At 43.0% G+C, this 15,472-nt stretch carries 14 protein-coding genes; 3 read left to right on the forward strand and 11 right to left on the reverse strand.

Going from position 1 to position 15,472, the window contains the following annotated elements; genetic code table 11:
* Positions 1–146: 146 nt before the first annotated feature.
* From QO189_RS08840 to queC, 4 genes are all read right to left on the reverse strand, one after another.
* Positions 147–1,637 (reverse strand): dihydrolipoyl dehydrogenase, encoded by a 1,491-nt coding sequence (locus QO189_RS08840; RefSeq protein WP_371532447.1) that lies wholly within the window; start codon positions 1,635–1,637, stop codon positions 147–149.
* A 115-nt stretch (positions 1,638–1,752) separates the two neighbouring features.
* Complete coding sequence (locus tag QO189_RS08845) at positions 1,753–2,250, reverse strand: peroxiredoxin (protein ID WP_371532448.1); 498 nt, start codon at positions 2,248–2,250, stop codon at positions 1,753–1,755.
* 188 nt (positions 2,251–2,438) lie between these two features.
* Positions 2,439–2,768 (reverse strand): hypothetical protein, encoded by a 330-nt coding sequence (locus QO189_RS08850; protein ID WP_371532449.1) that lies wholly within the window; start codon positions 2,766–2,768, stop codon positions 2,439–2,441.
* A gap of 245 nt (positions 2,769–3,013) precedes the next feature.
* Positions 3,014–3,796, reverse strand: a complete 783-nt coding sequence (queC, locus tag QO189_RS08855) for a 7-cyano-7-deazaguanine synthase QueC (protein ID WP_371532450.1) — start codon at positions 3,794–3,796, stop codon at positions 3,014–3,016.
* A 279-nt stretch (positions 3,797–4,075) separates the two neighbouring features.
* On the opposite strand from queC, the gene ttcA reads away from it, so the two are divergent.
* Entirely contained in the window at positions 4,076–5,230 is a 1,155-nt protein-coding gene (ttcA, locus tag QO189_RS08860; RefSeq protein ID WP_371532451.1) for a tRNA 2-thiocytidine(32) synthetase TtcA, read from the forward strand.
* A 105-nt stretch (positions 5,231–5,335) separates the two neighbouring features.
* Here ttcA and QO189_RS08865 read toward each other — a convergent pair whose 3' ends face one another.
* The 6 genes from QO189_RS08865 to ccoN form a co-directional block, all read right to left on the reverse strand.
* Entirely contained in the window at positions 5,336–5,917 is a 582-nt protein-coding gene (locus QO189_RS08865) for a FixH family protein (RefSeq protein ID WP_201598323.1), read from the reverse strand.
* A 193-nt stretch (positions 5,918–6,110) separates the two neighbouring features.
* The gene (gene ccoG, locus QO189_RS08870; RefSeq protein ID WP_371532452.1) at positions 6,111–7,523 is read right to left on the reverse strand and encodes a cytochrome c oxidase accessory protein CcoG; all 1,413 of its coding nucleotides are present in this window, start codon (positions 7,521–7,523) and stop codon (positions 6,111–6,113) included.
* A 423-nt stretch (positions 7,524–7,946) separates the two neighbouring features.
* Positions 7,947–9,092, reverse strand: coding sequence for a cytochrome-c oxidase, cbb3-type subunit III (gene ccoP / locus QO189_RS08875; RefSeq protein WP_371532453.1), 1,146 nt, complete (start codon positions 9,090–9,092; stop codon positions 7,947–7,949).
* Positions 9,089–9,271: a cbb3-type cytochrome c oxidase subunit 3 gene (locus tag QO189_RS08880; RefSeq protein WP_201598314.1), complete on the reverse strand. Its 183-nt coding sequence runs from the start codon at positions 9,269–9,271 to the stop codon at positions 9,089–9,091. Before QO189_RS08880 ends, ccoP begins: the two co-directional genes overlap by 4 nt.
* Entirely contained in the window at positions 9,271–9,909 is a 639-nt protein-coding gene (gene ccoO / locus QO189_RS08885) for a cytochrome-c oxidase, cbb3-type subunit II (protein ID WP_071001898.1), read from the reverse strand. Before ccoO ends, QO189_RS08880 begins: the two co-directional genes overlap by 1 nt.
* 9 nt (positions 9,910–9,918) lie before the next feature.
* Entirely contained in the window at positions 9,919–11,400 is a 1,482-nt protein-coding gene (ccoN, locus tag QO189_RS08890; protein ID WP_201598312.1) for a cytochrome-c oxidase, cbb3-type subunit I, read from the reverse strand.
* Between the two features lie 856 nt (positions 11,401–12,256).
* Here ccoN and QO189_RS08895 point away from each other — a divergent pair.
* Positions 12,257–12,646 (forward strand): SCP-2 sterol transfer family protein, encoded by a 390-nt coding sequence (locus QO189_RS08895; protein WP_371532454.1) that lies wholly within the window; start codon positions 12,257–12,259, stop codon positions 12,644–12,646.
* Positions 12,647–12,779: 133 nt separating this feature from the next.
* Here QO189_RS08895 and QO189_RS08900 read toward each other — a convergent pair whose 3' ends face one another.
* The gene (locus QO189_RS08900; RefSeq protein ID WP_371532455.1) at positions 12,780–13,754 is read right to left on the reverse strand and encodes a hypothetical protein; all 975 of its coding nucleotides are present in this window, start codon (positions 13,752–13,754) and stop codon (positions 12,780–12,782) included.
* Between the two features lie 455 nt (positions 13,755–14,209).
* On the opposite strand from QO189_RS08900, the gene QO189_RS08905 reads away from it, so the two are divergent.
* A complete protein-coding gene (locus tag QO189_RS08905) occupies positions 14,210–15,445 on the forward strand; it encodes a lipoprotein-releasing ABC transporter permease subunit (protein WP_201598301.1) in 1,236 nt (411 codons plus the stop codon).
* Positions 15,446–15,472 lie beyond the last annotated feature (27 nt).

Here is a 15,472-nt window from a genome sequence, read left to right on the forward strand (position 1 = left end):
TTTTCGTCCATGCAGGGTGTGTTTATACAAAGTTTGATAAATGAGGTGTCTGGTCACATGTCACCTCAAGTTGTCTAGTCAATCAAATATAGCATGAGTGATGCCTAAGCCTAACTCTATTTTTTAGAGCAAGGCTTGGCTGTAAATTAAAAATTGTCTTCCTGAGCGTCCTGAGATTGATAGGGTATTTCCATTTTGTCTTGCACATCACGTAATGCCGTACGCAATCCTTCTAATATCGTAGGGTGATAAAAAGGCGTATCGAGCATGTCTTTAATACTCAAGTCATTGGTAATCGCTGTGGCCAATATATGACCGATGTATTCAGCATCAGGGCCTACCATGCTAGCACCTAATATTCTGTCGGTTTTTTTGCAGCCATAAATATGTAGCAGACCACAATTCACACCCATCACACGGCTGCGCCCTTGGTTATCAAAACTTACGCTACCAATCACAAACTCTAACTCAGGGTCTTTTTGAATCTCGGGTAGAGACATACCGACATTGACGATTTGTGGCGAGCAAAATACGATAGAAAAAGGGGTAGCTGGCGGACGGATATAGGCATCTTCTGTATTTTCACAGACCATGTTACCAGCACTATAGCCCTCATCACTTGCTACGTGCAGCAGAGGAATGTGAGCATTGGCATCACCAACGATGTAGATATTTGAATCACCAATCTGGCCCGTCTTTTTACTTAAGTTTTTCGGACGGTTTTTGTCATCGAGTTCAACGCCTAGATTTTCGATGCCAAGCTGCTTGATATTGTTGCGGCGGCCAGTAGCGACTAACACACACTCACCTTGCCACTGCTGCGATGCACCAGCACTATCTTCGTATTCAATAAACGCACTATCGCTACCTGCATCAGCCTTTGTGCCGACATCAGTAATTTTACTGCCCAAATGCATGGTCAGCTCACTACTTAAGCAGTCGATTGCTTTGTCATTGATGTCATCATCTTTTAGGCCAGCCACTCGTTTGACTCGGTTAAATAGCGTCACCTCTACGCCCAAACGCGTAAATGCTTGCGCAAGCTCTAGACCAATGGCGCCTGCACCTACCACCGCCATAGAGTTGGGTAAATCTGTAAGCTCAAACACACTATCAGAGGTGAGTAGGGTGTCACCAAGCTTATCCGCCCAACCATCCGGTATAAACGGTGAGCTACCTGTCGCTACAATGATTTGCTCAGCTGCAATGCGCTCATCATTGACCTCGATTAGCCCTTGCTCGTTAATATGAGCGCGCCCATCGATTTTTTTGTGATCGGGCCAGCTATCTACTTGTTTTTTGATGTAACTAGCAAAATGACTGCGCTCATCACGTACACGCTGCATCACCTGTTTGCCGTCTATTTGCGCAGTTGCATGAATACCAAACTCAGCCGAATGATTGGCATCATGTGCACGATCTGCCGCTGCAATCAGTAGTTTGCTAGGCATACAGCCGACAGCGATACAGGTTGTTGTCCAAAACCCTTCGTTGATAATGACGACATCGTCTTTGATTTTACTTGCTTGGCGAAAGGCATTTTGACCTGCAGTACCTGCGCCAATAATGGCAACAGATACTTTGCGTGTGACTTCATGCGGTGCATTGTCAGCAGTAGTACCAGACTGTTTATTCATATTATTCTCTAGTAAGGAAGGATGGTAGTGATATTTCCAGTTATCAGCTCAGACTTGCGTATGCGCTCTTTTAGCATTTTTATGGTGAGCAATCTAACCTAGTCTATTGTGTAGATTATGGTGCCAATATGGTGAGTAAGCGACTGGTGTAATCTTTGGCGCGTAGGTTACGCTGTGCGTGAGTCAGCTTGCCCTCTTTATCAAAAACAAATGCCGAGCGTACCAGCCCCAAAGTAATGTTGCCGTACATGTTCTTTTCTTTAATGACTTCAAAATACTGGCATAGTTTTTCATCAGCATCACTGACAAGTGGAATCTGCAAGTCATATTTATCGATGAATTTTTCGTGGGATTCAACGCCATCACGAGAGACACCAACGATGTCATAGCCTAAGTCGTCAAAGTCGTGGATATGCTCCGTGAACTCCGTCGCTTGCGTGGTGCAGCCTGGTGTGTTGTCTTTGGGATAAAAATAGAGAATAAGACCTTTATCGGTATTGGCAACCATCTCTTTGAGACTGATCTCATCATGGATAAAGTTTCCGGCAAGTTTGCGTACAATGGTCACTGGAAAGTCGGGTAGGTTGATGGTTTCTGTTGTTGGCTTTGCCATGGTAAAATCCTTATTGATTTTGGTTATGTATATTGGTTTTTTTGATGGTTTAGATAGGGTTTTACTTATCGTCTTCTTATTATAGGCAGATTGGTAGCAATAAATAATCAGTTTTACACTTTGCTCATTCATTGGCAACAAAAAAGACTGGCAATAGCCAGTCTTTTGTATATCAAACAAATAGTAAATTAAGCAGGCTTTTGCGGCTGCTTCAAGTCTAAGCCGACTGTGCACTGCTGCAAGTCTTTTTGCATGGTCTTGACGTATGGCAAGCTTGAAGGGTCTTTTTTGTCTTTTGCGTAGCTTTCGATTTCCCACATTTGACCAATCGTCATATTGCTACGGACACCGATGGTGCAATTACATAATTTGGTAGCGTCGCCCTTGTCAGCAACTTTATATTTGACTGCGCCATTGACACATGAGTTGATATTACTTTGCTTAATATCAGTAGCATTCGCTTGTGGCATTGCAAATACGGCCACTAAGGCTAGGGGTAATAATGGCAATAACTTCATAAATTTCCTCTTACAGGTAGTGTCAATTTTGTAGATCTTGTAACCAATGCACAGTCAGCTTATTAATATATAGGTGACTGTTACGATTATTGATATCTAATGAAAAATATATCTGGTGGCAGAGATAATTGTCCATACCATAGCAAGTATATTGATTAAAATACAATGTCGACGTGCTGTGTTAATGCAAGCGAATGTTTCGCTAATGTTGATTGATGCCGCTGTTTGATAAAAAGTCAGTATGTCTATCCAGCTTGGTAATGAGTAGGGTCGGTGACGCCAGCTTGAGCAAAGCCCTGACGACGTAATGCACAGCTATCACAAACACCGCAAGCGAGACCATTTGCATCTGCACGATAACAAGAAATAGTCTGTCCATAGTCCACGCCTAATGACAGGCCAAGCTCAATAGTCTGTGCTTTAGATAGCTGTTGCAATGGCGTTTGGATTGATAGGCGGTGGCCGGTAACGCCCGCTTTTGTGGCAAGGTTGGCCATGTGCTCAAATGCTGCTATGTACTCTGGACGGCAATCAGGATAGCCAGAGTAGTCAACTGAGCTGACCCCGATGACGATGTGGTTGGCATCGGCCACTTCTGCAACGGCTAGTGCATAAGACAAAAAGATCGTATTGCGCGCAGGCACATAAGTATTCGGAATGGCATCGTTATCGATCTCATCCCGCTTCTTGCTAGGGAATTTGTCCGAATCGCCATCTGGTACAATCATGCTGTGGTCTGTCAATGAAGAGCCACCAAGTTGAGCGATATCAATATCAATGATTCTATGATTGACGCCTGCTGTCTCAGCGATGGTCTTTGCTGCGACAAGCTCACTATTGTGACGCTGACCATAGTTGAAGCTGACCGCTGTCACAGAGGCATAGCGCGCTTTTGCCCAATACAAACACGTCACCGAATCGAGGCCACCTGATAAAAGTACAACGGCGTTTTGATCTTTATTGAGAGTATCTAGTTCAGTATCGGACGCTTGGTTGGCCGAGTTATTCTGCAAAGTAACGTTAGTCATAGTGGTATCTATTATTGGTTTACGAAAACGGCTATTTTAGCAAAAATACGGCTATTACAGAACCACGAAGCGACCAATCGCGCGTCACTAAGGTGACAAAGCCATGCTAAGCAGCATTGCAATAAAAATAAAGTGCGTATTACTGTCATCTTTTCAATCTGTTAGCAATATTTGTTATAATTGCCGCTTTTAAAGCATCGATAACCCTACCTCATTGATCGTGCTTTATCGCAAACCGCTTTATAGTAAAATCATCCTTATAAAGATATTGAGTAACTTATGACCGCAGCAACCTTATTTACGCCAAACATCCCTCCTAAGTTTGATGAGATGTCTGATCATATGTCTGATGAATCAGACTTTAATCGTTATGTTTTAGAGGCCGATGCTGAAGAGGGTAGCAATGAGGATATCGTTGCTGAGCAATCTACTGACTCACAATCACCTACTGAATCTGCGGCTTTTCGTAAGCTACAAAAAAAGCTTCGTCGCCAAGTCTCTTGGGCCATTCGCGATTTTAATATGATCGAAGACGGCGATGTGGTGATGGTCTGTGTCTCGGGCGGTAAAGACAGCTATACCTTGCTGGATATTTTGCTCCTACTAAAACGTATCGCTCCCATTCATTTCGATATCGTCGCAGTCAATCTTGACCAAAAGCAGCCCGGTTACCCTGAAGATATTTTGCCTGCCTATCTTAATGAGCAAGGTATTGCCCATTATATCTTGGAAAAAGACACGTATAGTATTGTCAAAAGTGTGGTGCCAGAAGGCAAAACCTATTGCTCAGCGTGCTCACGTCTGCGCCGCGGCTCATTGTATGGTTTTGCTAAGCAGATTGGCGCGACCAAAATTGCTTTGGGTCATCATCGTGATGACATGCTTGCGACTTTCTTTTTGAATTTATTCCATGGCGGCGCGCTCAAATCAATGCCGCCTAAACTTTTAAGTGATGATAAGCAAAACCTGCTGATTCGTCCATTGGCTTATGTCGAAGAAAAAGACATCATCGAATACGCTAAGTTAAAAGAGTTTCCGATTATTCCTTGCAACTTATGTGGCAGTCAGACCAATCTACAACGTGCCATTATCAATGACATGTTACGTGAATGGGATGACGCTCATCCGCAGCGTTTGGCGTCGATCTTTAAGGCAATGCAAAACGTAGCGCCATCACAGTTAGCGGATCGTGAGTTGTTTGATTTTGAGACACTCAGTCTTGACCGTGATAACGACGAGCGCTTATTCGAAGGGGATAACATTCAATCAGGGCAGACCGACAGTCTGGCTGAGATTGGTTTGCCAGTATCACCAAAGACGCAAACGTTCAATCCTAAGTTTGCTAGCGATAAGCCCTATGCAACAGAATCAGACAATGATGTAACAAGTAGAACTACACCGCAGAAAATCCCAACAATTAACCCAGTTATTTAGCGTCTCATGAGCGAATACTGATCGAGTAACCCATAAAAAACCAGCCATTCATAAAGAAGAGGCTGGTTTTTTTAAATGTAGATATTAGGACATAGATTAATAATATTAACTTTTATCAAAGACAGGTAAGGGTTTAAAGCTAACCTCTGAGCGCGGAAGCTTGGCGACATCTTGCATACGCCAATCGTCTTTACCGTCGTTATTCACTTGCAGGTAATATTTGGCTTTTACCGAATCAAGATCTACTTGGGCGCTGTATTTATTGCCCTCAACATGCTTTAGCACGACGTCACGGTCTTTTTTGATATCGGTGGCATGCGAGATTGAAAGATCAAGCGTATCAGGATAAGTAAGTGGCTGACCGTTTAATAGCTTGCCTGACTGCACACTTTGCTCAGGATAATTGAGATAAAACACAACATCGCCATTATCCGCAAATTGCATTTTGCCATGCAAGTCCAAATCATAAGCAAGCTTGTCACGTGATACGTCGTGATAGAGCGTTTTGCCATCCATATACCAGTCGTCACGTACCACGCTGTCGCGGATCTGGTAAGAATAGTAGACAAACCAGATACAAGCGATCACGACCGCAGCTGGCATGCCAATCACAAAGATCATAACCATGTAATTCTTGTACCATGGCTGAGTATCTTGATGTTTAAAATTCGGTGCTGGATTAGACATAAAATACCTATTCATCAGATACTTATTTATCAAAGATCTGCTTATCAGATATCGACAAATGGTATCAACGGACAATTGGACGGCTAAGTGCTGCCAGTTTAATCATAAATCATTCACCCGATAGCCTTTGACTTTCAAATTTGCTGGCTACCGAATGACATAAAGGAAACTAAATAATCAGTTCAGTGATGAATTACTGACCTTGAGTCGTAAAGACGTTTTGCTTACTGACTTTGTACTTACCATCTTCACTGGTCACATTTAACGTCACTGGCGTTTGACCAAACTCAATCACATCAGGATCACCATAAATACTGACAGGCATATCGAAGCTTTCGCCTGCTTCTAGGGGTACATCGTTGAAGCGCAGCTCTAAACTCAAACCCTCTTGCGGTGCGAGCGTTATTTTATAATTGTGAGGCTCTTGGGTTTTGTTGGTCAGCTTGACGATATAGCTGTTCTCAATCATGCCTTGGGTATTGATAGATGATAACTGGTTACGATCACGACGTATATCAATCTCTAGTGGTACGCGGTCTGTCAACGCATAGATAACCCCGCCACATAGCACAGCTAACAAAGCCAAATAAGCGAATAGTCGCGGACGCAGCACACGGCTTGGTTCTTTTTCGACCAGCTGACGTTCGGTTGTATAACGAATCAGACCACGCTGATAGCCGACTTTATCCATGATCTCATTGCAGGCATCAATACAGGCTGCACACTGAATACAGCCGACTTGCAAGCCATCACGAATATCAATACCAGTAGGGCAGACCTGCACGCACATCGTACATTCAATACAATCACCCAGCTCTTCAGGATGTGTGCCTTTTTTTCGGGCACCGCGCGGCTCACCACGCTCATAGTCGTACGAGACGATTAGCGTGTCTTTATCAAACATCACGCTCTGAAAACGGCCGTAAGGACAGATCTGTACACACATTTGCTCACGCATGTAACCTGCATTGGCATAGGTGGCAAAAGTAAAGATAAACATCGATACCCATACCCATGTTGGCCAATCAGGGATAGGAATAAGACCCACTGTCTGCCAGCTATGATATAGCGAGTCCGTACCTGCCACGTAGCTGACAAAAGTCGCCGCTGTAATCACAGAAAGCAAAAACCAAATCGCATAGACGACAGTGCGTTTGAAGACTTTACTCGCACTCATCGGCGATTTATCAAACTTCATACGCTTATTGCGATCACCGATGACCCATTTTTCAACGTATTGGTATAAATGTGTCCAAATCGTCTGTGGGCAGGCATACCCGCACCACACACGACCAGCATACACGGTCACCATAAATAGGGTAAACGCTGCAATAATGGCAAATGCCGCAATAAAATAAAAATCTTGGGTCAAAAAAGTCATGCCAAAAATATAGTAATGCTGTGAAGGCACATCAAACCATATTGCTTGTCTGTCATTATAGCGCAGCCATGGCAAAATTAAAAAAGCGGCCAAAAGGGCATACATCGTGATAACACGAATATTTTGATAAAAACCCGTGACAAACCTTGGATGGACGCGTTGCTTGGTCGCATCAAGATCGACCTGCTGTACGGGGATTTTATTAGATTGTTGTTGTGCTGACATAAACGTGCCTCTTTAAAAAAAGAATCAGTCTGCTGGCATGATGAACAAACACCTCTCGTGTTGAGGTATATGAGTGTACGATGTTATCAATGTCAGTAAATAGTGGATAGAGAACTGAACAAAAAAACGCTAGTCCACCTACTAAATAATCGATTGTAAGTAGCTTATTAGATCAAGCTAGGACGTTATAACGTCGTGACTCGTCAGCTATTTTGGAAATAGCTATTCTAACATTCTCCCTACTAATAATGGGGTAATAATCATGAAAAGCAATTAATATGTCTCAATGATTTCTAGCGCTTATATGCGTTTTTGATAGCAACCGTTGAGTACAAATCTGTAAAAAAATATGAAAAAGGGAGAACTGCAATGACAGTTCTCCCTTTATTAAATCTCGTCCATATAAAATACAGTAACAGCGTTTTAGTTGGGAGTTGCTACTTCAGTCGCAGCAGGCTGATTAGCTGTAGCAGCCATTGCTACTTCAGGCGATTTACCTGTCTTATCTGACAATGAGTAGATATAAGCAGCAAGTAGCATAATACGCTCATTACCTAGCTTCGTTTCCCACTGAGGCATTACGCCTGCACGGCCATAACGTAGAGTGTTACGTACAGTTTCACGCTCACCACCATACAACCAGATATTATCAGTCAAGTTTGGTGCACCCGCTGAAATCATACCTTTAGCATCTGGTCCATGACACAACACGCATTGCTGCTTGAAGATAGCCTCACCTTGGTTAACCAACGTCTGGTCAAGCTTGCCATTGCTCTTGCTACCATGGTCGCTAGATAGTGACAGCACGTATTCTGATGCTGCACGTACGCCATCTTCACCGATCTGATCACGCCATGCTGGCATACCGCCAACACGACCGTTGTGCAAGGTAGTCAAGATATTACTGGCTTCGCCACCATACAACCAATCATTATCAGTTAGATTAGGGTAGCCTGTCGCACCTTTAGCGTTAGAGCCATGACATACTGCACAGTTCTGTAAGAACAAACGGCTACCAACTTTCAAAGCATTTGGATTTTCAGACAGTTTTTCAACGTAAGGGGCAAGCTCTGCAACTTTGTCGTCGATTTGAGTCTGCAAATCTGCTGGTGGGTTTTCACTACGACGCATGGTTGCTTGTAATTCGTTTAGCGTACCAAGTGTCGAGGTCGCGCCCGCTGCATTCGCTTTGACCAAGATACTTTTTTCAAAGTTATCTGTAAATACTTTATTATTGCTTTCAAGCTCACTGAACAGCTCGTTCTTAGAGGTCCATGGCACATCTTCACCATCGACTTTTACGGTTGCAAGACCGTTCCAGTTTCCCGGAAGCATCGCTGGGAAAAATACCCAGTAAACCACACCCCAGACGATTGAGCCAAAAAATATCACCAACCACCATTTAGGGAGTGGTTTGTCGTATTCTCGGATGCCATCGTATTCATGACCAGTGGTACCGTCTTCTTCAACCTCTGGCTTGTATTTTAATACAAACAGCAGAACGCCAAGAATGAACGCCCAACAACCAAAACTGATTAGCGTAATCCAAGAACTCCAAAAAAATGTCATCGTTTATCCTTATTGCGCTGCTCTTCAGACAGAGATCTAATATCCTCGTCATCAAGCGCAAGTTGTGCATCTTCTTCGAAGCGTTTTTTGTTTTTTGGCGAATACGCCCACCATGCAACGCCTACAAAGGCAATAAAGGCAGAAACGGTCGCAATTGTTTGTAATTCACCAATACCCATTAGCGCTGTCCTTCCATTGCGGTACCTAACTGCTGTAGATAGGCAACCAGAGCATCAAGCTCAGTGGCACCAAGTACAGCATCTGGAGCACCTTCGATATCTTCTTCAGTATAAGGCACACCGAAGCGATCACGGAATAGACGCATTTTAGCTTGAATGTTCTCACCATCGACTTCGTTCTCGGCCAACCAAGGGAAGCCAGGCATAACTGACTCAGGCACTAGCGAACGTGGGTTGATTAGATGCTGCTTTTGCCAATCTTCAGAATAACGGCCACCAACACGTGCTAAATCTGGTCCAGTACGTTTCGATCCCCATAAGAATGGGTGATCCCACGTCGACTCAGCGGCACGTGAGTATGGTCCATAACGTTCAACTTCTGCACGTAGTGGGCGAACCATTTGTGTATGACAAACGTGACATCCTTCACGGATATAAATATCACGACCTTCAAACTCAAGCGCAGTCCAAGGCTCCATAGCGGGAAGGGGTTTGTTCAAACCGCCTTCTTCAGGACTATCGTTGTTATAAATCAAAGGCACGATTTCAACTAGCGTTGCAAAACTAATGGCAATAACGATACCAATGACTAACAAGCCTGTATTTTTTTCAATAATTTCATGCGGTGTACCAGCCATGATCGCTCCTTATACGTTAGCTGTCGAAGGTTTTTCGACACTAGGTTCATGATCCGTTGGATCAGCGACATCTACAGGCTTACCTTCTGGCATCTTGAGTGTTTTATAGCAGTTATAAGCCATAACAAACATACCCGATACATATAAGAAGCCACCAAACGCACGACCGATATATGGGAAATGCGAGAATTCAACAGTATCAACGAAGCTATATACCAAAGTACCGTCTGGGTTAGTAGCAAGCCACATCATGCCTTGGCCAATACCTGAGATCCACATAGACACGATATAGAAGATCGTTCCTGCAGTTGCAAGCCAGAAATGCGTGGTGATTAAGCTGATAGAGTACATCTTCGGTTTGTTATAAATACGTGGTAACAGCACATATAGCGAACCAATCGTAATCATACCAACCCAGCCAAGTGCACCTGAGTGTACGTGACCAACTGTCCAGTCAGTGTTATGCGATAGCGCATTCACTGTTTTGATCGACATCATTGGACCTTCGAACGTCGACATCGCGTAGAACGACAACGCCACAATCATAAAGCGAATGATCGGATCGGTACGTAGCTTATCCCAGCTGCCTGATAGCGTGAGTACACCATTAATCATACCACCCCAAGATGGAGCAAATAGGATGATTGAGAATACCATTGCCAATGACTGCGTCCAATCAGGAAGCGCTGAATAATGCAAATGGTGACCACCAGCCCACATATATGAAGCAATCAATGCCCAAAAGTGAACGATAGACAAGCGATAAGAGTAGATAGGGCGACCAATCTGTACCGGAACGAAGTAATACATCATTCCAAGGAATGCTGCCGTTAAGTAAAAACCTACCGCGTTGTGCCCATACCACCACTGCACCATCGCATCAGTTGCACCGCCAAATAGCGAATAAGATTTGAACGCGCTAACAGGAATGGCCATACTGTTTACGATATGCAGTAGGGCAATCGTAATAATGAAGGCGGCAAAGAACCAGTTAGCCACATAAATGTGTGAGGTTTTGCGTTTGATGAGTGTACCAAAAAATACGATGGCATAAGAGATCCATACCAAAGCAATTAAGATATCAATAGGCCACTCAAGCTCAGCGTACTCTTTAGTTGACGTCAAACCTAGAGGAAGGGTAATAACAGCAGAAACAATTACTGCCTGCCAACCCCAAAAGGTGAACCAAGCCAAATATGGCGCAAATAAGCGCGTTTTACAGGTACGCTGAACGATATAATAAGACGTTGCGAACAAGGCACAACCACCGAACGCAAAAATCACCGCATTGGTATGCAGTGGTCTTAAATGACTAAAGGTCAGCCATGGAATGTCAAAGTTGAGTGCTGGCCATGCTAACTGTGAAGCAATGAACACACCAAGACTCATGCCGACGATGCCCCAAACGACAGCCATGATCGTAAAAAATCTTACGATAGTAATTTCGTACTCACGGTCAACTGGGGCGACTGCTGTGTTTTGTAAACTCATTGGATGATTCCTTTACAGCCCGAATTATCAACAGAATTAACCAACAGTCCGCATTATAGATATTATAAAAATTTATAAACCTACAATAGCTACGGTACATACTGTTTTTTGACCCTTTTATCACCATAATCTTATTAACTATCAATTTAGGCTTTGACTTTATATCAGTTGATACTGATGGATAAAATGAGGCGCTTCGTGCACCTTGCTTACAGCCAATCGATAGTAGGATTATTAATAGATCGTCAAGATAAATAAAAAGACGCGCCGTTTTTGAACATCAAACATCTTATGAGGCTAAATATGTATCTTAATTATTACGAAAAAATCTGTACTAATGAAGATAGATACCCATATCTATAGGGCTATAAAAATGCACTGACCATAGATGTATGCTAGCGGCGGCTGACAAAAAACATGTTTATGTAATATTTGGTTAAAACTCCCGACTCTGTTTAAGGGTATTGTAACGCAATCCTAATTAAATATCATCAGAACTATGCGGCAAAATACAAACTCTTTGGTATAAATGTTAGCGAGCAACTTATTATTATTGCGCTACTTGCTTATTTTATACACAATTCTGTCACTATTCTAGATGCGTGTTTGCATCAAACTAAGACAAACGTTGCTAAATACAAGCGTGAGCTTCGAAAGGTATTTTGTAACAATCGCATCACTAGTGGCATAAATAGGTTTTACTTCTTATCAACTCGCCCCTTATAATGAGTCTGAACATATCTAATGGCCTCATATTTGCGGTTTATTAATAACAAGCATTTTAATAATTTGCTAGTCAGGTTAATGCGTCAAATAGCAGCGTTAACCCAACAAAACACCCATTAAGGATAATAATATGGCAGTTTTTTTGACAGATGAATGGTTTGAGCAAGTGGAGAAGCTGGGTAGTGAAGCAGGTGAGTTAAACCTACCACCAGCGCTTGCTAACATGATTGTTAACCTAAAAGTATCTGATACTGAGAAAGACATCGAAGCCAACTTTGCTAATGGATTATTACATCGTGGTCTAAATAGTAATGGCACGACGACTTTGTTATTAGATCGTAGCATTCTACAGTCTATCATCACTGATTTTGACACCAACCAAATTATGGGTGCTTTCATGAGCGGTAAAATTCGCGTTGAAGGGGATATGTCACAATTGATGGCAGTACAGACTGCTCGTCCAAGCGCCGAGCAAAAAGAGTTGTACAAGCGTATCAAATCAATGACGACTATGGCTTAATCGTTTTTATCGAAGATTTGTAGATCATAAGCAATAGTAAGTTGTAAAAAAGCCCCTAATTCATATTAGGGGCTTTTTATTGTGTAAAAAACTAGGCATAACACGTAATACAGCAGGCTGTTATATTCAATAACTAGCTGGCTTTTGACTGCTGTGCTGCACTTGTCTGATTTTCTTTATATATCGCTGCCTGCAACCAGACATTGGCTTGTACATAGTCATGCACTTTAATACTGGCGGTCTCTGGCGTATTAAGCGCACCAATACGTACGACAAATGGATCTGCGTCTTGCTCACGCAATGTCACTACATCAAACAAAATGACAGATTTACCATTAAATATCGTTTCTTGTTTGCCAAGCACTTGACCTTGACACCAAGCCTCATCCTCTTGCCCCAAAGTATCCCCAAACAAATAAGCACACATGTGACCTAAGTTGATTTCGACCGGCGCCATTTGTTCTTTGGTTTCAGGTTTCCATTCGCTGATTTGCTCTTGCAGATCGTCTGGAATCTTTCCGTCATTAGCCGCGACGATATCGTTAAACGCACGATGGTAGCGGATAGACTCTTGGTCTTCTACCATGATGACTTCGTTTTGCTCACTGAGCTTGATCTCGTGTGCCCATGCGCTAAAGTTAACGAAATAAGACGTATCGCGCTGATACAAATGACGATTGGTCGTATAGAGCTGATCAAATGCATAGATAATGCTGCCATCAGCGGTACGCAAGCGTAGCACTGCATCATGTGAGTTGTCATTGGCGATGACGCGCTCGATTTTACAGTCAAGCCCATAAGGACTATCAACACAAGGATAAGCATTGATGAATCGCTCAGGCTTACCGTCTTTCATTGCGAGTACTTGATTGATATGGCATGGCTTGTCTTCTGATAACAACAAACAGCTGTCTTTTGCACTGACGTTGTTGTTCAGGCCTTTAGGCATTGCCGCTACTTCGATCATTTTTTGTAGCCACTCTGGCACATCATTGCTCATATCATCGGTCAAAATACGCCAGTGATCGCCATGACCTGCAGACTGCTCGTCGGTCAGTGTGATCTTGGTAGGAGTTTGAATGTTTTTATATTGATAATTTATGGTCATGAAAATACTCAAAATTAAGTCAGCGTGGGGTTTGTGTCTAATACTGTGATACGACGGTTACTTACATACCATTCAGTATTTCAAATAACTGGTTTATGATGTCAGCGACATTGTCAGCAAAGAGTGCACAAACCACAATGAGGGTTAATGACAATTGTCTTTAGCATATAATATATAGGTATTGACACATCTAATAGCAAGGCCTCTATAAAAAATAATAACAAAACCCAGTTTTTTGGTAAAAAATACTCTCAGTATCGGCTAATGACTGGCACATATTGGCTAAATTGTGTCAAACTAGCTCCCTTTTGACGGCTGTCCTCGGCTCGTCTGAAACCCTGTTTTTGTGTTCGATTTATATGTGAGTATGGCGAGTGTCAGTTTATGATGCATTTGCCACTGCTCATTTTGTAGCCTATATAAAGTCGCACGTAGATAAGATAAAGAGTTTGAATATGTTTCGTCCTTTAGCGTTATTTATCGGCTTACGATACACCCGAGCAGAGCGCAGTAATGGCTTTATCTCCTTTATATCCCTTATTTCAATGATTGGTCTGACGCTTGGGGTTGCCGTATTGATTACGGTGCTATCGGTCATGAATGGTTTTGATCGAGAATTAAAAACCCGTATTTTGGGCATGGTGCCGCAAGCCACCGTAGTCTCAACGGAGATTATTGGTGATTGGGAGCAGCTCGCTGATAAGATTAAAGAAGATCCAGAAGTATCAGCTGTCGCACCCTTTATTCAATTGCAAGGGATGCTGACATCAAACGGTCAGGTCGCCGGGATTATGGTGACTGGCGTCGAGCCTGAATACGAAAAAAACGTCTCTATCATTAATGATCATATGGTCGAGGGCAGTATTGATACCTTGCAAAGTGGTGACTTTAGTATTGTATTGGGCGAGGAGATGGTACAGTCTTTGGGCTTGCAGATAGGGGACAAAGTGACTCTAGTGCTACCAGAAGCATCGCCATCGCCAGCCGGTGTGATACCACGATTTAAGCGCTTTACTTTGACAGGTATTTTTACCATCAGCCCAGAGGTAGACAGTCTGATGGCGTTCATCCCGATGGGTGATGCAGCAAAACTGCTGCGCCTGCCAGAAGGGGCGCAAGGCGTGCGTATGAAGCTCAATGATATCTTTACTGCGCCGATCGCGTCACAAAAAGCGGCAGCCATCGCACCTGAACAATTATATCCTAATGATTGGACTCAAACTCATGGCAATCTGTTTGGTGCGATTCAAATGGAAAAAGCCATGGTTGGTTTGCTACTATTTTTGATTATCTTAGTTGCCGCTTTCAACATTGTCTCAAGTCTCGTGATGCTCGTCACTGACAAAAAAGCAGATATTGCCATTCTAAAAACCTTTGGTGCGTCTCCTCGTTTGATTACCCAAGTCTTTATGGTGCAAGGCGTGGTCATTGGTGTGATCGGTACCGTTGCTGGTACGATATTGGGTGTAATATTCGCACTCACCGTCAGTGATATTTTAGGCTTTATTAATCAAGTCTTTAATCTGAATCTGTTTGATGCTTATTTTGTGAATTATTTGCCGTCAGAGCTGCGTTTGCTCGACGTGGTACTTATAACAGGTGCCTCATTTATATTGAGCTTTTTGGCAACCATTTATCCAGCACGCCGAGCAGCTAAGATTCAGCCTGCCCAGACGCTACGTTATGAGTAATTCAATCGCATAAATATCGACATAAAT

This window comes from Psychrobacter sp. Arc29, assembly GCF_041431175.1.
GTDB lineage: Bacteria > Pseudomonadota > Gammaproteobacteria > Pseudomonadales > Moraxellaceae > Psychrobacter.

Bases quoted from the DNA above. Each gene is read 5' to 3' on its own strand.
- ccoG (WP_371532452.1), bottom strand. From the start codon at position 7,523: ATGTCAGCACAACAACAATCTAATAAAATCCCCGTACAGCAGGTCGAT.
- ccoO (WP_071001898.1), bottom strand. From the start codon at position 9,909: ATGGCTGGTACACCGCATGAAATTATTGAAAAAAATACAGGCTTGTTA.
- QO189_RS08900 (WP_371532455.1), bottom strand. From the start codon at position 13,754: ATGACCATAAATTATCAATATAAAAACATTCAAACTCCTACCAAGATC.
- QO189_RS08845 (WP_371532448.1), bottom strand. From the start codon at position 2,250: ATGGCAAAGCCAACAACAGAAACCATCAACCTACCCGACTTTCCAGTG.
- QO189_RS08850 (WP_371532449.1), bottom strand. From the start codon at position 2,768: ATGAAGTTATTGCCATTATTACCCCTAGCCTTAGTGGCCGTATTTGCA.
- queC (WP_371532450.1), bottom strand. From the start codon at position 3,796: ATGACTAACGTTACTTTGCAGAATAACTCGGCCAACCAAGCGTCCGAT.
- ttcA (WP_371532451.1), top strand. From the start codon at position 4,076: ATGACCGCAGCAACCTTATTTACGCCAAACATCCCTCCTAAGTTTGAT.
- QO189_RS08840 (WP_371532447.1), bottom strand. From the start codon at position 1,637: ATGAATAAACAGTCTGGTACTACTGCTGACAATGCACCGCATGAAGTC.
- QO189_RS08865 (WP_201598323.1), bottom strand. From the start codon at position 5,917: ATGTCTAATCCAGCACCGAATTTTAAACATCAAGATACTCAGCCATGG.
- ccoP (WP_371532453.1), bottom strand. From the start codon at position 9,092: ATGACATTTTTTTGGAGTTCTTGGATTACGCTAATCAGTTTTGGTTGT.
- QO189_RS08905 (WP_201598301.1), top strand. From the start codon at position 14,210: ATGTTTCGTCCTTTAGCGTTATTTATCGGCTTACGATACACCCGAGCA.
- ccoN (WP_201598312.1), bottom strand. From the start codon at position 11,400: ATGAGTTTACAAAACACAGCAGTCGCCCCAGTTGACCGTGAGTACGAA.
- QO189_RS08895 (WP_371532454.1), top strand. From the start codon at position 12,257: ATGGCAGTTTTTTTGACAGATGAATGGTTTGAGCAAGTGGAGAAGCTG.
- QO189_RS08880 (WP_201598314.1), bottom strand. From the start codon at position 9,271: ATGGGTATTGGTGAATTACAAACAATTGCGACCGTTTCTGCCTTTATT.